Source organism: Streptomyces sp. NPDC093510, from assembly GCF_040683555.1.
Taxonomy (GTDB): domain Bacteria; phylum Actinomycetota; class Actinomycetes; order Streptomycetales; family Streptomycetaceae; genus Streptomyces.
In genome coordinates, this window is the sequence record NZ_JBFBEE010000003.1 from 488,996 (window position 1) to 511,133 (window position 22,138).

Annotated in this window: 19 protein-coding genes, 1 pseudogene and 1 riboswitch; of the genes and pseudogenes, 9 read left to right on the forward strand and 11 right to left on the reverse strand. The window is 72.0% G+C overall.

Annotation, left to right across the window (positions count from 1 at the left end; translation table 11 throughout):
• Positions 1–154: 154 nt before the first annotated feature.
• Complete coding sequence (locus AB0N81_RS06940; protein WP_365356327.1) at positions 155–3,334, reverse strand: alpha-N-acetylglucosaminidase; 3,180 nt, start codon at positions 3,332–3,334, stop codon at positions 155–157.
• Positions 3,335–3,503: 169 nt separating this feature from the next.
• Here AB0N81_RS06940 and AB0N81_RS06945 point away from each other — a divergent pair, with 169 nt between their 5' ends.
• Complete coding sequence (locus tag AB0N81_RS06945; RefSeq protein ID WP_365356329.1) at positions 3,504–3,887, forward strand: hypothetical protein; 384 nt, start codon at positions 3,504–3,506, stop codon at positions 3,885–3,887.
• 72 nt (positions 3,888–3,959) lie between these two features.
• On the opposite strand, the gene AB0N81_RS06950 is transcribed toward AB0N81_RS06945, so the two are convergent.
• From AB0N81_RS06950 to AB0N81_RS06960, 3 genes are read right to left on the reverse strand one after another with little or no spacing between them, the layout of a single operon-like run.
• Entirely contained in the window at positions 3,960–5,342 is a 1,383-nt protein-coding gene (locus AB0N81_RS06950) for a DUF1996 domain-containing protein (RefSeq protein ID WP_365356330.1), read from the reverse strand.
• A gap of 52 nt (positions 5,343–5,394) precedes the next feature.
• Entirely contained in the window at positions 5,395–6,048 is a 654-nt protein-coding gene (locus tag AB0N81_RS06955) for a response regulator transcription factor (RefSeq protein ID WP_365356331.1), read from the reverse strand.
• A complete protein-coding gene (locus tag AB0N81_RS06960; protein ID WP_365356333.1) occupies positions 6,033–7,304 on the reverse strand; it encodes a sensor domain-containing protein in 1,272 nt (423 codons plus the stop codon). The genes AB0N81_RS06955 and AB0N81_RS06960 overlap by 16 nt, the downstream gene beginning before the upstream one ends.
• A gap of 260 nt (positions 7,305–7,564) precedes the next feature.
• Here AB0N81_RS06960 and AB0N81_RS06965 point away from each other — a divergent pair, with 260 nt between their 5' ends.
• Complete coding sequence (locus AB0N81_RS06965; protein WP_365356335.1) at positions 7,565–9,763, forward strand: MMPL family transporter; 2,199 nt, start codon at positions 7,565–7,567, stop codon at positions 9,761–9,763.
• A 64-nt stretch (positions 9,764–9,827) separates the two neighbouring features.
• Here AB0N81_RS06965 and AB0N81_RS06970 read toward each other — a convergent pair whose 3' ends face one another.
• The 4 genes from AB0N81_RS06970 to AB0N81_RS06985 all read right to left on the reverse strand — a co-directional run bounded on the left by AB0N81_RS06970 (position 9,828) and on the right by AB0N81_RS06985 (position 13,492).
• Complete coding sequence (locus AB0N81_RS06970) at positions 9,828–10,814, reverse strand: NAD-dependent epimerase/dehydratase family protein (RefSeq protein WP_365356337.1); 987 nt, start codon at positions 10,812–10,814, stop codon at positions 9,828–9,830.
• Positions 10,815–10,901: 87 nt separating this feature from the next.
• Positions 10,902–11,480: a winged helix-turn-helix domain-containing protein gene (locus AB0N81_RS06975; protein WP_365356338.1), complete on the reverse strand. Its 579-nt coding sequence runs from the start codon at positions 11,478–11,480 to the stop codon at positions 10,902–10,904.
• A 310-nt stretch (positions 11,481–11,790) separates the two neighbouring features.
• Entirely contained in the window at positions 11,791–12,819 is a 1,029-nt protein-coding gene (glnII, locus tag AB0N81_RS06980; RefSeq protein WP_365356340.1) for a glutamine synthetase, read from the reverse strand.
• Positions 12,820–13,123: 304 nt separating this feature from the next.
• Positions 13,124–13,492 (reverse strand): arsenate reductase family protein, encoded by a 369-nt coding sequence (locus tag AB0N81_RS06985; protein ID WP_365356342.1) that lies wholly within the window; start codon positions 13,490–13,492, stop codon positions 13,124–13,126.
• Between the two features lie 179 nt (positions 13,493–13,671).
• Here AB0N81_RS06985 and AB0N81_RS06990 point away from each other — a divergent pair, with 179 nt between their 5' ends.
• Positions 13,672–13,980 (forward strand): hypothetical protein, encoded by a 309-nt coding sequence (locus AB0N81_RS06990; protein ID WP_365356344.1) that lies wholly within the window; start codon positions 13,672–13,674, stop codon positions 13,978–13,980.
• A 138-nt stretch (positions 13,981–14,118) separates the two neighbouring features.
• On the forward strand, positions 14,119–15,099 hold the full coding sequence (locus AB0N81_RS06995; protein WP_365356346.1) for an alpha/beta fold hydrolase: 981 nt from the start codon (positions 14,119–14,121) through the stop codon (positions 15,097–15,099).
• A gap of 60 nt (positions 15,100–15,159) precedes the next feature.
• Here the strand turns inward: AB0N81_RS06995 and AB0N81_RS07000 are convergent, their stop codons facing one another.
• Together AB0N81_RS07000 and AB0N81_RS07005 are read right to left on the reverse strand one after the other, a co-directional pair.
• The gene (locus tag AB0N81_RS07000) at positions 15,160–15,903 is read right to left on the reverse strand and encodes an alpha/beta fold hydrolase (RefSeq protein WP_365356348.1); all 744 of its coding nucleotides are present in this window, start codon (positions 15,901–15,903) and stop codon (positions 15,160–15,162) included.
• Positions 15,904–15,982: 79 nt separating this feature from the next.
• Positions 15,983–17,113 carry an HAD family hydrolase gene (locus AB0N81_RS07005; RefSeq protein ID WP_365356350.1) on the reverse strand — a complete coding sequence of 377 codons (1,131 nt, stop codon included), beginning with the start codon at positions 17,111–17,113 and terminating at the stop codon, positions 15,983–15,985.
• 166 nt (positions 17,114–17,279) lie between these two features.
• Here AB0N81_RS07005 and AB0N81_RS07010 point away from each other — a divergent pair, with 166 nt between their 5' ends.
• The 5 genes from AB0N81_RS07010 (at position 17,280) to AB0N81_RS07030 (ending at position 21,827) form a co-directional block, all read left to right on the forward strand.
• Positions 17,280–18,146: a helix-turn-helix domain-containing protein gene (locus AB0N81_RS07010; RefSeq protein ID WP_365356351.1), complete on the forward strand. Its 867-nt coding sequence runs from the start codon at positions 17,280–17,282 to the stop codon at positions 18,144–18,146.
• Positions 18,143–18,592 (forward strand): VOC family protein, encoded by a 450-nt coding sequence (locus AB0N81_RS07015; protein WP_365356353.1) that lies wholly within the window; start codon positions 18,143–18,145, stop codon positions 18,590–18,592. The genes AB0N81_RS07010 and AB0N81_RS07015 overlap by 4 nt, the downstream gene beginning before the upstream one ends.
• 7 nt (positions 18,593–18,599) lie before the next feature.
• A riboswitch (cobalamin riboswitch) is annotated at positions 18,600–18,785 on the forward strand.
• 65 nt (positions 18,786–18,850) lie between these two features.
• The gene (locus tag AB0N81_RS07020; RefSeq protein ID WP_365356355.1) at positions 18,851–19,888 is read left to right on the forward strand and encodes an ABC transporter substrate-binding protein; all 1,038 of its coding nucleotides are present in this window, start codon (positions 18,851–18,853) and stop codon (positions 19,886–19,888) included.
• Positions 19,889–20,025: 137 nt separating this feature from the next.
• Positions 20,026–20,988, forward strand: a complete 963-nt coding sequence (locus AB0N81_RS07025) for an iron chelate uptake ABC transporter family permease subunit (protein WP_365356401.1) — start codon at positions 20,026–20,028, stop codon at positions 20,986–20,988.
• Positions 20,985–21,827 (forward strand): ABC transporter ATP-binding protein, encoded by an 843-nt coding sequence (locus AB0N81_RS07030; RefSeq protein WP_365356357.1) that lies wholly within the window; start codon positions 20,985–20,987, stop codon positions 21,825–21,827. The genes AB0N81_RS07025 and AB0N81_RS07030 overlap by 4 nt, the downstream gene beginning before the upstream one ends.
• A 112-nt stretch (positions 21,828–21,939) precedes the next feature.
• On the opposite strand, the pseudogene AB0N81_RS07035 reads toward AB0N81_RS07030, so the two are convergent.
• Positions 21,940–22,138 (reverse strand): annotated as a pseudogene (locus AB0N81_RS07035) (hypothetical protein); the annotation flags it as partial.

The following is a 22,138-nucleotide window of genomic DNA, read 5'->3' on the forward strand; positions in this document are numbered from 1 at the left end:
CGCACGGAGCACCGAGCACACTGTGGCGTCTTTGGACTTGAGGCGTGACGCAGGGATAGCGAGTACGTACATACCCCCGCGGCCCCGCCCCACAACGGATGCCAAGGCGCCCCCGCGAGCACGCGCGGACGCCCACACCCCCCCGGCGCCCCCCCTACCCCTCCAACCGCCACCCGCTGAACTCCACCGTCCCGCGCCCCCCATCACCCCCATTCGTCGCGCTCATGAACAGGCCGACATCCAACGCCGCCCCCGCCCCGGGCACAGTCACCGACGCCACGGTGCGCCACGTCGCGCCCTCGTCCGTCGAGCACGTGGCCGTGAACGACGACCCCGCGCGGGTCAGGCGCAGCAGGACCGGTGCCTTGATGCCGGTGACGCGCTGGTACGTGTCCAGCGTGCCGTCGCCGTTCGTGTCGTACGAGAGGACGACCCCGTTGGCCGGCGTCACGGCGAGGTTCAGGAAGCCCGGTGACAGCGGCGTCCGCAGGGAGTTGCGGGCGATGAGCCCGGCCCGCGCCCACGGCCCCGTCACCGCCTGCGCATCGACCCGTACCGTCACCGACACCCCGTCCCGCAGCGCCCCACCCCGATACAGCGCCCCGAACTCCGCCGTCCCCTTCCACAGATCCGCACCGCCCCCGTCGATCGCGTACCGGCCCTCCAGCTCCCCGAAGACCGCCGCGTTGTTGCTGTACGTCTGCCATGCCGAGCTGACCGGCCCGGCTTCGTACAGCGTCCCTTCGTGGACGGACCGCACGCGCCGCTCACCCGCGGGCCCGTACCGTACGGCGATCTCGTACGGCAGTGGCCGCAGTGGCCGGTCGAGCGGGACGTCCGGCACGGAGGTCCGCCACGTCACCTTGCCCGTCCCGCCGGGTCCGACCCGCTCCAGCGACTCGGGCCCGACCGGCTCCGCCTCGATGCCGGTCAACGCGAAGTCGACGCGGCCCGTGGCGCGCAGTCCGTTGACGTTGCGGAAGGTGGCGGAGAGGAGCGCGTGCCCGCCGGGCGGGACGGTGGGCGGGTCCGCGGTGACCTGGACGCTGCCCTGGTAGGGCGCCCGCGCCAGTACGTCCCGCACGCGTGAGGCGACCCCGAACGCCGTGCCGACGGGCCGCAGCGGATAGTCCTTGCGCTCCCGGGTCCACGCCTCCTCGAACGCGAACCAGTCGACAGGAGCAGGAGCCGCAGCCGCAGCCGAAGCCGACTCCCGCCCAGCCCCAACCCCAGCCCCGGCCGCCCGCCCCGAACCCAGCGCATCCTCCAGCTCGTCCAGCCACTTCTGCCACCGCGGCACATAGAAGTCACCCATCAGACCGTGCCATTCACGGTTGCCGTAGTCGTGGAGCCGACCGGCGTCGGAGGTGGCCCGGTCGCCCCACACCGTGATCAGGACCTTCGCGGTGCGCTCGAACTCGGCCCGTTCGGCCTCGCTCGTCCCCATGCGCCGCGCCGCCTCGATCCAGGGGCCCAGCAGGAACGCGGAGTGGGTGCCCGTCACGTCGTCCGACAGCCGCATGAGGCGCAGCCACAGCTTCGACAGGGAGCTGAAGGTCTCCCGGTCCTGCCTCGCGTACGCGGCCCGCAGCTGCGGCAGGAGCTGGCGGCTGCGGTGGGCGAGGGCCTGCCGGGCGACGTCGACCAGGTCGTGCCGGTACGCGGCGCTGCTCCGGAGCGTCCCGGCGACCCCGAGGAGCCCGGCGAGAGCGGCGTCGAACCGCCCGGGGTCGTAGGTGAGCGCGCGCGGCGCGTACTCCGCGGCGCGGGCGGCCGCGAGGTCGGGCCGCGCGGCGAAGAGCGAGTCGTGGGGGTCGCTGCGCTCGACGGCGGTGTGCTGGTAGGCGGTGTCGTGCAGGGCGCGCCACGCGGCCCGCGCGTGCCGGTCGCGGCCGCCGTACCGGAAGTCGGCGTACGAGGAGAACCATGCGGCCCGGTCCACGGGGCGCTTCGTCCAGGCGAGTTCCGAGAAGAGCTCGAAGGCGGCGGGGTCGCGGTCGGTGGCCTCGGGCATGAAGGCCGTGCCCACCAGCGCGCTGTCCTCCTTGTCGCGCCAGGCGAAGAACTTCTCGTTCCAGAGGTGGGTGCGGGCGCCGATCGTCGTGCGTCCGCCGAAGTTGGGGATGGTCCCGAAGGCGTACGGCGTGCCGCCCCAGTCCTTCTCCCGGTCCGTGACGCTCGCGTACCGGTCCGAGACGCCGTCGACGATCAGCATCCGCTTCTTGTCGACGGCGTCGAGCAGGACGGGCAGCGGGTTGGCCTCCCAGCCGAGGATGACCCAGATCGCGCCGGGCCTGGCCCTGCGCAGGGCGCTCTCCACGCCGCGGGCGGCGGCGGGCACGGGCACGTCGCCCGCGGTGCCGCCCTCGTGGAGGAGGTCCATCTTGAAGAGGTCGGCGGGGCCGAAGAGCCTCTCCTGGTGTTGGTAGAAGGAGGCCGCGACCTTCGCGAAGGCCGAGGTCCGCGGGTCGAGCCAGTCGGGCCGTCTGAACCCGTGCCAGACGCCCTGCGGCACGACGCGCGCGTCGCCGCCGTTGCGTTCGACGAAGCCGTCGGGGACGTGGCCGTAGTAGCCGGGGAAGACGGGCGCGATGCCGAGGTCCCGCAGCCGGTCGACGATGCGCCGACCCAACTCGGCCCGGTCGTCGATGAGTTGCTGGGAGAGCGGCCCGCCGTACCCGGACAGGTTCTGCAGCAGCCACCACGGCTGGTGCGAGGGGGAGGGCAGCCACGCCCTGGCCTCCGCGTCGGAGTAGCCGAACTCCTTCAGGACCCGCTGGTACACGGCCTCGGCGCCCGCGATCACGAGGACCTCGTTGCAGCCGTGCAGGGCGAGTACGTCGATCATGCGCTCCCAGTACGCCCAGTCGGCGTAGGGGGCGGTGTATCCGTCGTTGGTGTCGTTCAGGGCGAACCGGTGGGGGAGCGAGGTGGAACGTTCCAGCGGGCGGGCCGGTGCGGGCAGCCTGCGCGGCAGGTCCAGCTGGTTGCCGTTCCAGGTGATGTGGGCCCCGCACACGTACTTCAGGTACCAGTGGACGCCGGTGAGGAGCACCGCGGGCGTCGTGCCGGACACCTCGATCCGGCCTGTGGTGCCGGTGACTCTGAAGCGGTCCTCGCGGCGGCGCGCGGGGAGGAGTCTGAGCCGGAACTGTTCCGCGTGATGCGGCAGGAGTCTGTTGAGCGCGGAGCGCGCCGCGTCCGTATCCAAGGCGGAAGCCTCGGCGGGTTGCGCCGTGGCGGTGCCGGTCAGGACCGGCAGGCCGCCGGCGGCGACGCCGAGGCCGAGGGCGCCGGCGCTGCCGAGCACGGTACGTCGGGACGGTTCGGACATGTGTACCCCCAGGAGTGTGGGTTGCGCGCGCACGGTATCCGCGTCACCCCTCGTGCTCAACGGTGCGCGTGGAGTGGGCGGGTCGAGTTAGCTGAAAGGGAGTGCTGGGACGGTGGACGCGGCGCGAATGGCGTGGGGGAAGCGGGCAGCACGGAGCGCGCTTCCGGGCATGGCTGTGGGAGTCCTGCTGACGGTGGTGGGGTGCGGCTCGGGGGGTGACGACACACCGCGCACGGCGAGCGGCAGCCTGGAGCAGCTGGCGGCCGAGGCGGGGTGCAGGCCCGACGTCCGGACGGACGCGGCCGAACTGCGCCAGGCCACCTGTGAGAACGGTGCCCGGCGCTACGTCCTCGTAACCTTTACAAACGCCCGTGGCCAGGCCGAATGGCTGGACGAGGCGAACGATTACGGCGGTACGTTCCTCGTCGGCGGCAGCAGCTGGGTGGCGGTCGGCGACGCCGACGACATCTCGGCGCTGCGCGACCGTCTCGGCGGAACCGTGGTGGACGCCGCGGGGAGGCACGGCGGCCACCACGGCCGGCACGAGGGGTGAACGTTCTCGCGATCAGGTGCCCGACAGCCAGATGCCCGACAGCCAGGTGCCCGGCGCTCAGGTGCCCGACGCTCAGGTGCAGCGTTGGCCGTTGTTGACGCACTTGGCGACGCGCCGCATCAGCCGCTCGTCGAAGACGTTGATGAAGTCGCCGTGGTCGGTGACCGGCTTGTGCAGCTGTTCGGGGAACGAGTCGACGGCGAAGCCCGGCCCGGGCGGCACGTCGTACACGACCCGCTGCACCAGCTGGGGAACGGCGCGGAAGCCCTGCGGGCAGGTGCCGGTCCGCGGGTCGGCGAAGGCGACGTGGGTGCGGTGGTTGGCGCTGTCGGTGTTCTGTCCGTCCCAGCAGCTCTGGAAGTTGAACGTCCGGACGACCTTGCTGCCCTCGGGGCAGATCGGGTACTTGTCCTTCAGCTGCCGGTTCTCGAATCCGGTGCAGCTCCAGGAGGCGTTCGCGTTGGCGTCGCCGTTGGTGAACGCCTTGGCGTCACCCGTGATGATGCGCAGGAAGCGGGGCATCGCGACGACCTTGCTCACCGGGTTCCCGGCGAACTTCAGCGTCACCGAGGCCGGTGTCTGGATCTCGCCGGTGTTCTGGTCCTTTCCGCCGCCGTCGGCTTGGGCGTCGTCCTCGTCCTCGCCGTTCTGCAGCCTCAGGACGGGCCAGTAGTACGTCGACTTGTCGCCCTGGTTGCGGCAGCTGGTCTGTCCTGCGGCGAGGTCGTCGTCGCTGGAGAAGGCGTCCGTCGCCTGGTTTCCCACGTAGTCGTGCATGTGGTGGGCGCCGTTGCTCACGCCGGGCGCGACGATGACGTTGTCCGGATTGAACTTGCCGTTCTCGTTCCGCCCGCACTTCGTGGTGAAGGTGCCGCGTGAGGCGTTGCGGCCGTCGCGGGGGCGCTTGACGTTCGGCCGGACGGACTCGATCGCGACGAAGTCACCGGCCTCGGGCCCGTTCCCGCTCTGCCCTTGACCCTGGTCCTGTCCCTGTCCTTGGGCCTGGCCGCCCTGCCCCTGGTCGTCGGCGCGCAGCGTGCAGGGTGCCATGCCGTCGAGCCCATCGGGCCGGGCGCCGGCCCGGGCCAGGGTGCTCGTGATCCCGTCGAGGGTCTCCCTGCGCTTCTCCTCCAGGGGCGCGAGCAGGGTCTCCTTGTCCCGGGTCCGCTCGAACCGTCCGTACGCCTCCGTGATCTGGCCGTCCAGGTCGGCGAGTTGCCGGTCCACGTCGCCGCGCGCGGCATCGGGCACCTCGGGCAGCTCGTTGCCCACGTCCGGACAGCTGATGGTCGACGCCTGCTGCCCGGCGCTCTGCGGCGGAGGCTGATCCGTTCCTTCGTCGGCGTTCGCGTAGACGTTCACGGCGATCAGGCCGCCGCCGCCCATGATGAACGCTGCGGACGCGGCGACCGTGCGCCGCGCCAGCCTTGATCGTTTTCGTGAGGTACGTCCCATGGGGCTACATACGCATCAACGACCCGGTGCGTTCAGCCGCGTACCGGCCCCTTCAGCGCCCCTGGTCCAGGTACGCGAGGACCGCGAGCACGCGCCGGTTGTCGTCGTCGGAGACCGCCAGGTCCAGTTTCCCGAAGATGTTGGACGTGTGCTTCGCGATGGCCCGCTCGGTGACGACGAGCTGCGCCGCGATGGCCGCGTTCGACCGGCCCTGCGCCATGAGTTCGAGCACCTCGCGCTCGCGCGGGGTGAGCGCGCCGAGCGGCTGGTCGTCGGCGGCCCGCCGCGACAGGAGCTGCTGGATGACCTGCGGGTCCATCGCGGTGCCGCCCGCCGCGACCCTGCGTACGGCGTCGATGAACTGGGCGGCGTCGAAGACCCGGTCCTTGAGGAGATAGCCGACACCGCCGGTCCCGTCGGCGAGGAGCTCGCGCGCGTACAACTGCTCGACGTGCTGCGAGAGGACCAGGACGGGCAGGCCGGGTCTGGCCCGGCGGGCGGCGAGCGCGCACTGCAGGCCCTCGTCCGTGTGGGACGGCGGAAGCCGGACGTCCACGACGGCGACGTCAGGCTGCAACTCCTCAAGGGCCTTGGTCAGTTCGGGCCCGCTCTCCACGGCCGCCGCGATCTCGAAGTCGAACGCCTCCAGCATCCGCACCAGGCCGTCGCGCAGCAGGAAGAGGTCTTCGGCTAGGACAACTCGCAAGGGATCTCCATGGTCACCATGGTCGGACCGCCCGCGGGGCTGCTGACGGCCAGTATGCCGTCGAATGTACCGAGTCGGCGTTCGATGCCGCTCAGCCCGGACCCGGAACCGATCGAGGCGCCGCCCTTGCCGTTGTCGGTGACGGCGATGCGCAGCGTGCCGTCGGCGTGGTGCATGTCCACCCAGACGCGGTCGGCCCCCGAGTGCTTGATCGCGTTGGTCAGGGACTCGCTCACCGCGAAGTACGCGGCCGACTCGACCGGCGCCCCGGCCCGCCCCGTCAGCTCCACATCGACCTCGGTGGCGACCGGCAGGCGCAGCGCGAGAGCCTTCACCGCGTCGCCGAGGCCGCGCTCGGCGAGAACCGGCGGGTGGATGCCGCGGACCAGGTCGCGCAGCTCCGTCAGCGCCTCGCCGGAGTTCTGCCGCGCCTTGGCGATCAGCTCCTTGGCCTTGGCCGGGTCGGTCTCGATCATCGCCTCGATGGTGCCGAGGTCCATGCCCATGGCGACCAGGCGGGCCTGCGCGCCGTCGTGCAGATCGCGCTCGATGCGGCGCAGCTCGGCGGCGGAGTTGTCGACGGCGTCGTGCCGGGTCTCGGTCAGCCGGTCCACACGCCGCGCCAGTTCGCGCTCCCGCATGCTCGTGGTGGGGGTGAGGAACGTACGGGCGAGGAGGAAGTGGGTGCGTACGAGGGCCGGGTTGACGAAGAGGCCAAGCACGAAGAAGCCCGTGCCGAGCACGGCCGCCTGGTTGGCGGTGGACTGCGAGGTGACGTGGATCCAGGCGAACCACTCGCCGCCCCCCGCGTTGTGGATCGGCTCCCACACGCCGAGGGCGAGGACCCAGCCGTACAGCATGTAGAGCGGCAGCGCGGGGGCGAAGACCGCGACGATCGGGGCCACGGTCATGTTCACGAGCAGCCACTGCAGGTCGCGCCAGGTCGCCGCGTCCTTCAGCATCAGCGTGCAGCGCTCCACCTGCCCGGTGATGCCGGGGCGCAGGTCGGCGGGGAAGGGGCGGTAGGCGTCCGGGATCGTCACGCCGGACCACTCGGCGGCCCGGACACGGTAGGCGTTCGCGTACTTGCGCACGCCCGCGAGGACGACCGGGGTGGTGAGGAGGCCGACGCCCAGCAGGATGAACGCCATCGAGACGACGGAGAACACGAAGAGGACGATCGAGCCCGCCAGCGACCAGATCGTCAGGTAGAGGCCCCGCGCCCCCGCGAGCAGTGCGTCCTTGAGCCTCGTCATGGTCATCCGTCCCTCTCGTCATCCCCGTGGGTCCGGCCGCGTTCCGTGCGTCCGGCACGGTCATATCTTCGCTGGTCACGCGGGGGCGGGTCATTGGCCCCTCCACCCGGGCGGGGGTGTACCTGACGACACCCCCCGGCCTCGCCCTGCGCTTCGGCGAGAGGGGGCCTCGGCGGCTGGGGCGCGCGGCGGCCGGTTCCTAGCGTGAGTCACGTCTTATCCGACCCATATTCACGCAGACTTGATGGGGGCGAAGCGCCATGAGGCGGAACCTCGCGGCACGACTCGGTGTGTGGAGCGCACACCACCGGAAGGCGGCCATCCTCGGCTGGCTGGTCTTCGTGGTCCTGGCCACGGTCATCGGCGGGGCCTCGGGCACGGTCACCGCCTCCGACGACGAGATGGGGGTCGGCGACTCGGGCCGGGCCGCCAGGATCTTGAAGGACGCGGACATCGACGAGCCCGCCGGCGAGCTCGTCATGGTCAGCGCCTCCGACGGGGCGTCCGCCGACGGCTGGCGCGACGCGGCGGCCGACCTGTCGAAGGCGCTGACCGCGACCGGTGACGTACGCGACCTCAAGGCGCCGCTGCCCTCCGAGGACGGCAGGGAAGCGCTGCTCCGGTTCGAGATCAAGGGCCCGTCGGACGAGGCCGCCGACCGCGTGCAGCCGGTCCTCGACGCCGTGGCGAAGGCGAAGGAGGACGGCGCGGCGCACGGCATCGCCGTCCACCAGTTCGGCGACGCGAGCTCCGAGAAGCAGCTGTCCGACCTGCTCGCCGACGACTTGAAGAAGGCCGAGTTCACCGCCGTACCGCTGGCGCTCGGCATTCTCCTGGTCGCCTTCGGCGCCGTGGTCGCGGCGCTGCTCCCGGTGGGCCTCGCGCTCACCGCGTGCGTGGCGGCGTTCGGACTGCTCTCCCTCGCGAGCCACCAGCTGCACCTGTTCGAGACGACGTACTCCGTGATGTTCCTGATGGGCCTCGCGGTCGGCGTCGACTACTGCCTGTTCTACCTGCGCCGCGAGCGGGACGAGCGGGCCGCGGGACGGGACGCCGAGACGGCCCTGCGGATCGCCGCGGCCACCAGCGGACGCGCCGTCCTGGTCTCCGGCCTCACGGTGATGGTCGCGATGGCGGGCATGTTCCTCTCCGGCCTGCTCCTCTTCAAGGGCTTCGCCGTCGCCACGATCCTCGTGGTGTGCGTGGCGATGCTCGGCTCGGTCACGGTCCTGCCCGCGCTGCTCGCCGCGCTCGGCGACCGGATCGACGCCGGCCGCATCCCCTTCCTCAACCGCCGTGCCAAGAAGGGCGTGCACGCCAGTGGCGGCACCGCGGCGAAGATCCTGAGGCCCGTCCTCGCCCGGCCGAAGTTCTTCGCCGTCGGCGCCGCGGTCGTGCTGCTCGCCCTCGCCGCCCCCGCGCTCGGCATGAAGACCGAACAGCTCGGCCTGGAGAAGCAGTTCGGCTCCGACGCCCCGCTGTCCGTCGCCCACCAGCGGATCACTGACGAGTTCCCCGGCGGGCCTGCCCCGGCCCGGGTCGTCGTGGAGGCCGACGACATCGGCGCGAAGCCGGTGCGGGCCGCGCTCGACTCGCTGACCGGGAAGGCCGGTGACGGCGCCGAACTCATCGTCCACAAGGCGAAGAACGTCGCCGAGATCGAGGTTCCGCTGCCGGGTGACGGCACCGACGCCGAGGCGAAGAGGGCGCTGGACGAACTGCGCGACGACACGGTCCCGGCCGCCTTCGACGGCGTGGACGCGACGGCCTACGTGGGCGGTGACCTGGCCTCCTCCGAGGACTTCAGCGACCAGCTCGGCAAGGGCATCGTGCCGGTGTTCGGCTTCATCACCGCGGTGACCTTCCTGGTGATGCTCTTCAGCTTCCGCTCGCCGGTGATCGCGGCGACGTCGGTCGCGCTGAACCTGCTGTCCGTGGGCGCCGCCTACGGAGTCATGACCGCCGTCTTCCAGCACGGCTGGGGCGCGGAGCTGATCGGCTCGGAGAAGGTCGGCGCGATCGAGAACTGGATGCCGCTGTTCGTCCTCGTCGTCCTCTTCGGGCTCTCCATGGACTACCACGTGTTCGTGGTCTCCCGGATCCGCGAGGCCCGCGACCGGGGCCTGGACAACCGGTCGGCGATCCGCGAGGGCATCACCCGCACGGCGGGCGCGATCACGGGCGCGGCCGTGATCATGGTGGCGGTCTTCGCGGTGTTCGGCACGCTGTCCATGCAGGACATGCAGCAGATGGGCGTCGGCCTCGGCGTGGCGGTCCTGCTGGACGCGACGGTGGTCCGCATGATCCTGCTGCCGTCCCTGATGTCCCTCCTCGGAGAGCGCAACTGGCACACGCCGCGGTACCTGGAGTGGCTCCCGCGCATCTCCCACGAGGAGGAGGCACCGGCCGCCCCGCAGCGGCCCGGCCCGTACAACACCCCGGTGTCCAGCGGCCGTTGACGAGACACCCGCACACCGGCGTGGCCCCGGCGCGCGCACCGCGCCGGGGCCACGCCGTGTCACCTCACAGGCCGAGCGCCTTCGCCTCCTTCTCCGGGGGGAGCCCCACGACCGGCCGGTCGGGCCGCTGCGGCGCCGTGCCGCCGATCGACCGCAGCCACTCCCACGTGTCGCGCACCGTCTCGGCGGCGGGCCGGGTCCTGAGCCCCGCCGCGACCGCCTTCTCCGACGACGTCCGGTGCATCGTGTCGTGCAGCTCACCCGGGGCCAGCCACACCGGCAGCTCCATCCACGGCTCGATGCCCGCGTCCAGCACCGCCTGCGGCTCCGTCCAGCGCAGCTCCGCCGCGGGCCCCGCCACCTGCGCGCACGCGTCGAGGAGGTCGCCCATCGTGATCCGGCCCATGGGACTGACCAGGTTGTACGCCCCGTACAGCCCGGCGGCGGCCGCGTCCAGGACCCATTCGGCGAGGTCGCGCACATCGACGTACTGGATGTCGAGGTCCCGGGGCCCGGGGGCGAGCACGGGGCCGCCGCGCGCCATCCGGTTCAGCCACCACGGCAGCCGCCCGATGTTCTCGTACGGTCCGAGGATCAGCCCGGCCCGCGCCAGCACCGTCCGCTCCGCCCCGAACTCCGCGATCGCCGCGAGCTCCCCGCCCCGCTTGTCCTCCGCGTACGCCGACGCGTCCGCGTCCGGATCGCCGTCCACCACGGGGAAGCTCTCGTCGGAGCCGGCCGCGCCCGGGTAGCGGTACACGGAACCGCTGGACACGTACACGTACCGCCCGGCGCGGCCCGCGAGCAGCCGCGCCGACTCCCGCACCACCCGGGGCGCGGCCGACCAGGTGTCGACCACCACGTCCCACTCGCCGTCGGCGAGCCCGTCGAGGCCGCCCTCGGCGGTGCGGTCGCCGTGGACGGCCCGTGCGCCCTCGGGCGGCGCGTGGTGACCGCGGTGGAAGACGGTCACCTCCCAGCCCCGGGCGAGGGCCGCCTCGGTGACCGCACGCCCCACGAACTCGGTACCACCCAGCATCAGAAGTCTCATGGCGGCGACTCTGCCCCGGCGCCCCGCACCGTGGGAACCGGATTCTGCTCGCAGCAGAGAAAGCGGCCGGAGGGCGGGAACCGCAGCTCAGCGCGGTGTCGTCGGCGGTGCGTACTTGTAGCCGACGCGGCGCACCGTCTGGATCGTCCTGCGGTGCTCGGCGCCGAGCTTGCGCCGCAGCCGTGCGACGTGGACGTCGACGGTACGGCCGTCGCCCACGTGGCCGTACCCCCACACCGTCGTCACCAACTGGTCGCGGGTGTGCACCCGGTGGGGGTGCGCGACGAGGTGCGCGAGCAGCTCGAACTCCAGGTACGTGAGGTCGAGGAGGTGCCCGTCGACCTCGGCGGCGCGCCGCACGGTGTCGATCCTGATCGGCCCCGCGGCGGGAGCGGGCGCGGGCGGCGTGTCGGGCGTCAGGGGCTCGGCGGCGGCGAGCTCCTGCCCGGCCGGGACGAGGACGAGGTAGCCGACCATCGGCGGCTGTCCCGGCAGGGTGGGCAGGGTGTGCTGCGGCGCGGGCAGCCAGGTCGCGCCCGGCGGCAGGAAGTCGGCGATCTGCACCACCTCGTCGGGGTCGACGGCCCGCAGGCGGCCCCGTGCCGGGGGCACGGGCGCGGTGAGCGCGGACACGGAGGAGGCAGGGAAGGAACGGGAGTTCGCCATGGTGGGATCAGCTCTTTCGCGCGAAGAAGGAGTCGTCGAGAACGAGACGTACGTCGTGCGCGTCAGGCGAAGGCCGGTTGCGGCGGCTTCAGGCCGGGTGCAACGGCTTTAGAGGGCCCGCGCGTTCATCGCGCGGCAACACACCCGGTCGAAGTCGTGATGCTGCCGGGAGGGCCAGAAAGGCTCGAGGTCATGACGACCCGTCGCGGTGATCTGGTGGTTGCTGCCCATGCCCCCCATTGAATCAGATGGCAACGGGGGCGCCCACCGGAACCGGTGGGCGCCCCCGTCGGTGGCGGTCATGGCGGCGTCAGACCTGGCCGGCCTTCTCCAGCGCGGTGCAGCACGTGTCGACGAGCAGCCGCGTCACGACGTACGGGTCGACGTTCGCGTTCGGGCGGCGGTCCTCGATGTAGCCCTTCTGCTCCACCTCGACCTGCCACGGGATGCGGACCGAGGCGCCGCGGTCGGAGACGCCGTACTTGTACTCGTCCCAGGGGGCGGTCTCGTGCAGGCCGGTGAGGCGGTCGTCGATGCCCGCGCCGTAGTTCTTGACGTGGTCCAGCGGCTTCGAGCCCTCGCCGAGGGCCTCGCAGGCGGTGATGATCGGCGCGTAGCCCTCGCGCATCGCCCGGGTGGAGAAGTTGGTGTGCGCGCCCGCGCCGTTCCAGTCGCCCTTGACCGGCTTCGGGTCGAGGGTCGCGGAGACCTTGAAGTCCTCGGCGGTGCGGTACAGCAGCCAGCGGGCGATCCACAGCTGGTCGGAGACCTCCAGCGGGGCGAGCGGGCCGACCTGGAACTCCCACTGTCCCGGCATGACCTCGGCGTTGATGCCGGAGATGCCGAGGCCGGCCTCGAGGCAGTTCTCCAGGTGCGCCTCGACGACGTCACGGCCGAAGATCTCGTCCGAGCCGACACCGCAGTAGTAGCCGCCCTGCGCGGCGGGGAAGCCGCCGACGGGAAAGCCGAGCGGACGGTCGCCCTCGAAGAACGTGTACTCCTGCTCGATGCCGAAGATCGGCTCCTGCGCGGCGAAGCGGCCCGCGACCTCGGCGAGTTCGGCGCGGGTGTTGGACTCGTGCGGCGTCATGTCCGTGTTGAGGACCTCGCACAGGACGAGGATGTCCGCGCCGCCGCGGATCGGGTCCGGGCAGGTGAAGACCGGCTTGAGGACGCGGTCCGACGCGTGGCCCTCGGCCTGGTTCGTGCTGGATCCGTCGAAGCCCCAGAGCGGCAGCTCGGCGCCCTTCGCGTCGTCCGCCAGGATCTTGGTCTTGGAGCGGAGCTTGGCGGTCGGCGCGGTGCCGTCGATCCAGATGTACTCAGCCTTGAAGGTCACGGGGCCTCATCCTCATAACGCTCGGTACGGCGCAGAACGTGCGGGTGCTGCGGTGCCGTGGTGATGAGCGGCAGCCTGGCAACCGGCGATTTCCCGACCGTTGCTCTCATGTGAACCCCGTGTTACCTGAGGCGAGTGTGGCGCACGTCACTTGATGGCGGCGTTGGTGGCCTTGGCGGCGTTGGCGGCCGTGCGTAGTACGGCGTGCAGGCGGCACTTTCCGAGTGCGGGGCCGCGAGCGGCGCGCTCGCGAGGACCTTCCGTATACACCCCCGAACACAGGCCCTCAACCGAACACAGGCCCTCAACGCGACAGCGCGTCCCGTACCGCCTCCCCCGTGCGGGCCACCACTGCCGTGCCGTCGTCCGCGGTGATGATCGGGCGCTGGATCAGCTTCGGATGGTCGGCGAGCGCCTTGATCCAGCGGTCGCGGCCCGAGGCGTCGCGGGGCCAGGCCTCGCGGTCCTTGAGGCCGAGATCCTTGGCGTCCTGCTCCTGCGTCCTGGTGATGTCCCAGGGTTCGAGGCCGAGGCGGTCGAGGACGTCGCGGATCTCGTCCTCGCTCGGTACGTCGTCGAGGTAGCGGCGGACGGTGTAGTCGGCGCCCTCCGCGTCGAGCAGAGTGAGCGCGCTCCGGCACTTCGAACAGGCGGGGTTGATCCAGATCTCCATGCCCCACACGCTACCCGTGAGCTCCCCGCGAACCACCCGTCGCAGGCCGCGCTCCAGGAATCTGTTCGAATACCTCAAAGCCCTTCTGGCCAGCGGCGATTGTCAGTGCCCCGCAGTAGAATCACAGTAGTGTTCGAGGGCGCCCGACGGGGGGTCCTGACCGCGACAGGAGGATGCCAGTGCCCGCTGCCGCACTCACATCGAAGCGTGTGTCCAAGACCGTACCGAAGCCCGTCCTGATCGACCTGCCGTATGTGCCGCTGGAGAAGAAGGCGCTGCCCCCGGGGCGGCCGCGCGAGTGGTACGTCAACCACAACCGCCGCCTCAAGGCCATGCGCCTCGCCATCGCCCTGCTCGACTCGGGCGTCTATCTGCCGAACCAGGCGAAGAACAGCACGATACGAAGCATGGCGGAGGAGGTCGGCATCCATCCGCCGTCCGACATCACCTGCCACATGGTGCGGGCGCTGATGCGGTACAGCCGCTGAGCAAACGCGGGGCCCCTGGCGGGAGTCGGCCGCCGCGGGCCCCGCTCCCGCACGGCCCGCCACGGATTCCGTACGGGTTCCCCACGGGACCCGCACGGGTCTGTGCGGTCATGTGTGCGATGGGACATGCTGGGCCCCATGACCCATCCGGACCCCGTCGGCGAACTGCCGCTCCTGACGACCGCCGAGCTCCCGGACGGCACCCGCCTTCCCGTGCGCGCCCTGCGCGCCCCCGCGCCGGAACGCTTCCTGCCGTCCGGCTCGGGGCCCGCGCCGGGCCCGCCCCCGGCCCCCGCGGTGCTCGTCCTGCCTGCGATGGGCACGCCCGCCCGCTTCTACCGCCGCTTCGCGGCCCGACTGCGCGACGAGGGCCTGACGGCGCTCACCGTCGACCTGCGCGGCCAGGGCGAGGCGGCCCCACGCGCCAGCGGCCGCGGAACGTCCGGCCATGGAACGTCCGGCCACGGAACCTCCGGACGGGGGCACGGTTACCGCGAGATCGTCGAGGAGGACATCCCCGCGGTCGTCGCGGCGATCCGCGCCGAGCTCGGCACCGAAACACCCCTGTACTTCCTCGGCCACAGCCTCGGCGGCCAACTCGGCCTCGTGTACGCCTCATTGGCGAAGGACGCCAAGAACGCGGGTGTCGACGGGGTGGCGGTCGTCGCCACCGGCTCCGTCTGGTTCCGCGCGTTCGGCCCGGTGCGCGGCCCCGGTCTGCTCCTGGTCCAACTGCTCATCACCGCGACGGCGGCCGCGCTCGGCCGCTGGCCCGGCACCCGGCTCGGCTTCGGCGGCAACCAGTCCAAGGGCGTCATGCGCGACTGGGCCCGGCAGGTGCGGACGGGCCGCTACAGCGGCCAGGGCTCCGCGCTCGACTACGAAGCGGCGCTCGCCGCGCTGGACCTGCCCGTGCTCGCCGTCTCCGTCGACGGCGACACGTTCGCCCCGGCGTCCGCCCTCGACCACCTGCTCGGCAAGGTCCCGCGGGCCCGCCTCACCCGCCGTCACTACACGGTGGAGGAGGCGGGCGACCGGCTCGACCACTTCGCGTGGACCCGGTCGGGCGGCACACTCGCCAAGTGGGTGGCGGCGTGGGCGGCGACGCCCGAAACGTAGCCCGGATCAACCGGGTCAACCGGGTCAACCGGGTCAACCGGGTCAACCGGATCAGCCGGATCAGCCGAGCAGCGCGTCCACCAGCCGTCGCCGGTCCTCTGCGTGGTCCCGCAGCCAGGCGCCCAACGCGTGGTCGGCGTCCGGCAGTTCGATGCGCTCGAACCGGGCGCGGGTGGCGAGCGCGGCGCCCACGGCAGCCGTGACCGCGGGCGGAATCACCGCGTCGGTGCCGGGCACGACGAGCACCGCGCGCTCGCCGAAGCCCCGGTAGACGTCGAGCGCGGCGGACTCGCGCCACCGGTCCGGCGTGCGGATGATCTCGGTGAAGCGGCTGTCGCCTGCGCCGAAGGGGAGCGGCCAGGCCTCCGCCGCGTACACGGCGGGTGCGCACAGGCCGACGCCCGTGACCCGCGCGCCGAACCGCGCCACCAGGTCCGCCACGGTCTGCCCGCTCATACTGAACCCGACGAAGACCAGCCGGTCCGCGTCGGGCACCCGCCCCTCGACCACCGCGGCCGCCTGCGCCGACCGCCGCCGCAGGCTCAACTCCCGCAGCGCGCCCGTGCTTTCGCCGTGCCCGGAGAAGTCGAGCGCGAGCGCCCGGCAGCCACGCGCCGCGAAGTCGGCCTGCAGAGGGGCCAGCCGCGCCTTGTTCCCGCCACCGGCGCCGTGCAGCAGGACGACGGTGGTGGCAGGGGTCCGCGCGACGCCCGGCAGCGCCTCGGCGCAGCTCAGCGTCTCGCCGTCACAGGCGAAGGAGAAGGCGGACAGGACGGGTTCCGTGGCGAGGAATTCCTGAGTCATGCCGCCCATCCTGCGCGGTCCAACCGATCCGGTCAGCCGATCCGGTCAGCCGAGCCGGCCGGCGGACCCGGTAAGCCGGTCAGCCGATCTGGTCCGGCGTGACCGTCAGCCACCGCTTGTCCGCGGTCACCTTCCGGCCCAGCTCGCGCTGCCGCTCCGCGTTCTTCTTCTTCATTCCGTCGAGCTGCTTCATGTACGAGTCCTTGCGGTTGACCCAGACGCGCACGCCGCCGTGCTCGACGTCGGCGGAGTGGAACAGCATCGGCCCGTCGCTGACCGGGGTGTCGCCGGCCGCGAGGATCGGCTTCCGCCACTCGTCGATGTACGTGTTGATCGCCGCGGGCTTGCCCTCGTACCAGGTCAGCGGCGCCCACAGGTTCGGCGTCAGCTCGCGCTTCGCGAGCTTCGCGCGGTCCTTCTCGCCGAAGCGGCCCTCGGCGATCTCCTTGCGGGAGCTGGTCACCTCACCGGTCCTGCGGTCCTTGAGCTGCATGGACACCCCGAGGACGTTCTGCGGCTTCACGCCGTAGCCGTACTTCGGGTCGGCGAGCACCATGCGCACCAGGTCCTCGCTGGCCGCGCTGACCACGTACACCTCGATGCCGTGCGCCTGGAGCGTCTTGTAGAGCTGCTGCATGCCGCGCGAGAACTCCGGCGGCTTCACCTCGGTCTTCGTCGGCTTCCCGTCCTCGTAGTACTCGGCGGGGATCGGCTTCTTGTACGCGAGGAGCTCGTCGACGTACCCCTTGAGCTCTTTCAGCGTGAAGCCGGAGAAGATCTGCGCGGCCCACGGGTAGCAGACCTGGTCGTCCACCTCGCACAGCCGGTTGTAGTAGCTGTAGAGGCTCTCCTTGTGCCCTGCCTTGTCCTTGAAGGGGATGACCTTCAGGGACGGGTCCATCGTCTTGCGCGTGAGGACGCCCTTCATCTCCAGGAAGGGGAGCAGCGACTCCTCCAGGTCGTTGCGGTACGTCGTGTTGTCCGCGTCGAAGACGGCGTACGCGCCCTTGTGTCCGTTCTCCGCGATGACCTTGCCGAGCTTCTTCGCAACGGGCTTCGGCCAGTGCGACAGCTCGCGGGCGGTGGCCGCCGAGGTGCCGGCGGCGGTCGCCTCGCTCGTCGGCCACAGTGCGCTGCCCGCGAGGACGGCGGCGGCCAGCGCGCCCGTGGTGCCGATGACGGCCAGCTTGCCCTTTGCCCGTACTGCCATGTCTCTACGTCCCTGCCGTTCCCTGAGAGCGATGCGCGGCCCCGTCCGGAGCGGCGCGCAATGCTATGGGGCGCGGCAGGCATTTCCCATGATCGAAGTCACCGGGGCGCGGCGGCATGAGGCAGGTGAACACGGGTAGCGGAGGGGCTCCGCGCATACTGGGTCCATGGGCTCCCGTGAGTTCGTCCGGGCCGTTCCGCGGCTCGACGGCATGGTCGTCTCCGCGGTCGGCTACCGCACCGCGGGGCAGCGGCCCGCCCTGCACCGGGGCCTCCCGTCGCCGTACCTGACGGTGATCTTCTCGCTGGACGGGCCCATCGCCACCGGCGGCACTCCCGACCAGGCCACGGGCCCGCGGGCCGCGCGCACCGACATCGTCGTGGGCGGCCTGCACCAGAGCCCGGCGTACGTCGTCCAGCCCGAGCACGAGGCGGGCATCCAGCTCGCCGTGCACCCTCTCGCGGCCCGCCCGCTCCTCGGCCTGCCCGCCGCCGAACTGGCCGGACAGCTCGTCGTCGGCGGCACCGACGTCTTCGGCGACCACGCCGCCGAGGTCCGCGAGCGCCTGTGCGAGCTGGACCGCTGGGAGGACCGCTTCACCCTCCTGTCGGCCTACCTGAGGCGGTGCGCCGTCCCGGACCGCGCCGCCTCCGTACGGCCGGAGGTCGCCGAGGCCTGGGCGTGGCTGGCCCGGCACCGGGGCGCGGGCACCCTCGGCGGCCTGTCCCGGCACGTCGCGCTCAGCGAGCGCAGGCTGACCACGCTGTTCCGCGCCGAGACCGGGCTGAGCCCCAAGCAGGCCGCCCGCCTGATGCGGTTCCAGCACGCCAAGGCCGCCATGGTCCGGGCCGTCGCGGCGGGCGGCCCGCCGGACCTCGCCCGGGTCGCCGCCGACACCGGCTACTACGACCACTCCCACCTCGTACGCGACTTCCGGCAGTACACGGAGGCAAGCCCGACGCGATGGCTGGCCGAAGAGTGCCGGAATATCCAAGCCGGGGCACACGACGCGGGAGAAGAGTGGGACACATGAACACCACACCGGACACCACACAGCACCAGCCGCTCACCACACCCGCCCCCGCCATCTGGCCGGCCCTCCAGGCCGAGGACGCCCCCGCGCTGATCGACTTCCTCGTCGGCACCGTCGGCTTCCTGCGCACCGCCGTCTACGAGGACGGCGGCCGCGTCGCCCACGCCCAGCTCGACTGGCCCGAGGGCGGCGGCATCATGCTCGGCTCGTACGACCCCGAGTCGGCCTCCGAGGCCTGCGGCACGCCGGGCACCTCCGGCGCCTACATCGTCACCGACCAGGTCGACGCCCTGTACGAGCGCCTCACCGCGGCCGGCGTCAGGATCACCGCTGAGATCGAGGACAAGCCGTACGGGAGTCGTGAGTTCGGTATCGCCGATCCCGAGGGAAACCGCTGGTCCTTCGGCACCTACCGCGGCGAGCCGAGGCCCGGGCCGACCCCGTGAAGGAGCGTGATAACTTGCGCAAGCCAGTCAAACCCACACCTGGGCCAGGGAATCCGGTGCGAATCCGGAACTGACGCGCAGCGGTGAGGGGGACGGGCGGGGCCACGGCCACTGGACGTCGCAAGACGCCCGGGAAGGCGCCCCGCCCGGCCGATCCCGAGTCCGAAGACCTGCTGGCGCCCTCCGGCCGCTCACCCGGCGGCGGGGGTCCGACGCAGGCCAGGCTCCGCGTATGAGCCGTGACACTCAAGGGATCACGTGTCCTCGACAGCCCGTATATCCGCCCTCCTCTGTGCCTGCCTGTTCGCGCTCACCGCGTGCGGCGACGGCTCCGCACAGAAGTCCGCGGGCAAGAGCGCCGACGGCTACCCGGTCACGGTCGCCTCCTGCGGCAAGGAGGCGAAGGTCGAGGCACCGCCGCAGCGGGCCGTCTCCCTCGACCAGGGCTCCACGGAGATCCTCCTCTCCCTCGGCCTCGCCGACCGCATGGCGGGCACCGGCACCTGGACCGACCCGGTCCTGAAGGGCCTGGAGAAGGACAACGCGAAGGTGGAGCGGCTCGCCGACCGCTACCCGTCGCTGGAGAAGGTCCTCGCCAAGGAGCCGGACTTCGTCAGCGCCTCCTTCCTCTACACGGTCGGCAAGGGCGGCGTCGCCGACCGCGCGAAGTTCGACGACCTCGGCGTCCCCGTCTACGTCTCGCCCACCGACTGCGCGGGCAAGGACAACAACGGCGACGGCGACGGCAAACGCGTCAAGACCCTCACCATGGACACCGTCTACGACGAGGTGCGCGACCTGGCGAAGGTGTTCCACGTCGAGCGGCGCGGCGAGAAGCTGGTCGCCGACATGAAGCGCCGGGTCACGAAGGCGACGAAGGACATCGACAAGGCAGCCGCCGCGGACACCACGCTCCTGTACTGGTTCGCCAACTCCGACGCCCCGTACATGGCGGGCTGCTGCGGCGCGCCCGGCATCATCACCCGCGAACTCGGCACGAAGAACGTCTTCGACGACACCCGCGAGGAATGGCCCCAGATCAACTGGGAGACCGTCGCCGACCGCGACCCCGACGTCCTCGTCATCGGCGACCTCACCCGCAAGTCGCAGTCCGCCGAGAGCGCGGCGGCGAAGATCAAGTTCCTGGAGTCCAACCCGGCGACCAAGAACCTGACCGCCGTGAAGAAGAAGCGGTACGTCCTGCTCAGCGGCCAGGCCATGAACCCCACGATCCGCACGGTCGACGGCATCGAACAGGTCGCCGCGGGCCTGCGGAAGTTCGGGCTGGTCAAGTGAGGGAGGCCGCGCCCGGCGTTCGGGACGGCGTTCGGCAGGGCAGTGGGGACGCCGGCGTACAGGAGGACGTGCCGGACGGCGTACGGAAGGGTGTGCGGCAGGCGCTCCTGTGGCCGGCCGGGGTCGCCGCGCTCGTGATGTCCGTGTCCGTGGCGGTCACCATCGGCCCCGCCGACATCTCCGTGCCCGACGTGTGGGCGACCGTCGCCGCCCACCTCGGCTGGGGCGAGAGCCCGCTCAGCCCGATCAGGGACGGCATCGTCTGGAACCTGCGGATGCCGCGCACCCTGCTCGCCGCGGTGTGCGGCGCGGGCCTCGCGGTCTGCGGGGCGGTCATGCAGTCCCTGCTCCGCAACCCCCTCGCCGACCCCTTCGTGCTGGGAGTCTCGTCCGGGGCGTCCACGGGAGCGGTCGCGGTCGTCGTCCTCGGCGTCGGCGGGGGAGTGGTGTCGGTCTCCGCGGGCGCCTTCGCGGGCGCGCTCTGCTCCTTCGCGCTGGTCCTGCTCCTGAGCCACACGCTGGGCGACACGACGGACCGCGTCGTGCTGTCCGGCGTCGCGGCCATGCAGCTCTTCTCCGCGCTCACGTCGTTCGTCGTCCTCACGGCGGGCGACGCGGAGACCACCCGGGGCATCCTGTTCTGGCTCCTCGGCTCGCTCAGCGGGATCGGCTGGACGGACGTCTGGCTGTGCGCGGCGGTGCTCGCGGTGGCACTGGCCGTCTGCCTCGGCCACGCCCGCACCCTCGACGCCTTCGCGTTCGGCCCGGAGGCCGCGGCGGCGCTGGGCGTCCGGGTGGCCCGCACGCGGCTCGTCCTGCTCTGCACGACCGCTCTGCTGACCGCCGCCCTGGTCAGCTCGGCGGGCGCCATCGGCTTCGTCGGCCTGGTCCTGCCGCACGCGGCCCGCGCGGTCGTCGGCTCCGGCCACGCCCGGCTGCTCCCGGTCACGGTACTCGCCGGCGCGGTCTTCCTGGTCTGGGTGGACACGCTGGCCCGCACGGCCCTGGACCCTCAGGAGGTTCCGGTCGGCGTGGTGACCTCGCTCATCGGCGTACCGGCGTTCGTGGCGGTGCTGTACCGGACGCGGAGGACGACGTGACGTACGACGTGCATCTCTCGCAGGCCACGGGCGCCACAGACGCCACAGACGCCACAGGTGTCACAGTCGCCACAGGTCTCCGTGCCGACCGGGTCTCCCGGGAGGCGGGTGGCCGGCTCGTCGTCGACGGCGTCAGCCTCGCCCCGCCCGCCGGCGCCACCGTGGGACTCCTCGGCCCCAACGGCTCCGGCAAGTCCACGCTCCTGCGCATGCTCGCGGGCGTCCTCGCCCCGGCGTCCGGAGTGGTCACCCTGGACGGCCGCACCCTGTCCGACACGGGCCGCCGCGCGGTGGCCCGGCGGATCGCCGTGGTCGAGCAACACGCGTCGACACAGGCCGAGTTGACCGTACGGGATGTCGTACGCCTGGGCCGTATCCCGCACCGCCGCGCGTGGTCGACCCCTACGCCCCACGACGAGCGGGCCGTACGTGAGGCCCTCGCACGCACCGGGCTCACCGAGCGCGCCGCCCAGGCCTGGCACACGCTCTCCGGCGGCGAGCGCCAGCGCGTCCAGATCGCCCGCGCCCTCGCGCAGGAACCCCGCGAACTCCTCCTGGACGAGCCCACCAACCACCTGGACATCCAGCACCAGCTTGACCTGCTGTCCCTGGTGGCGGATCTCCCCGTCACGAGCGTCGTCGCGCTGCACGACCTCAACCTGGCGGCCATGTTCTGCGATCACCTGCTGGTCCTGAAGGAGGGCATGGCGTACGCGGCGGGCACCCCGGCCGAAGTGATCACCGAGAAGCTGATCGCGGAGGTCTACGGGGTGCGGGCGGTGGTGACGCCGGGGGAGGACGGCCTTTCCCGGCCTTCGGTGCGGTTCCTCCGGGGCTGAGGTGTTCCCGGGGCTGAGGCCGCCTCGGGCTGAGGCAGCCTCGGGGCTGAGGCCGCCCCGAGGCTGAGGTCTACGGGGGTTCGCCCGTCGGTCGGCGTCTGCGTCGCTCTCCTCACTCCTCCTCCGGCGCCCCGATGGGCCGTACGTGCCGCAGCAGCGCCATCGTGAGCCCGGCGAGAGCGACCAGCAGCACGGCGCTGATCAAGGCGACCGTGCCGACGCCCCTGGCGAAGGCGTCGCGGGCGGCGCCGAGCAGCGCTTCGGCGGCCGCCCCGTCTGGCGGCCCGTCGGCCGTCGCGCCCCGCACCGCG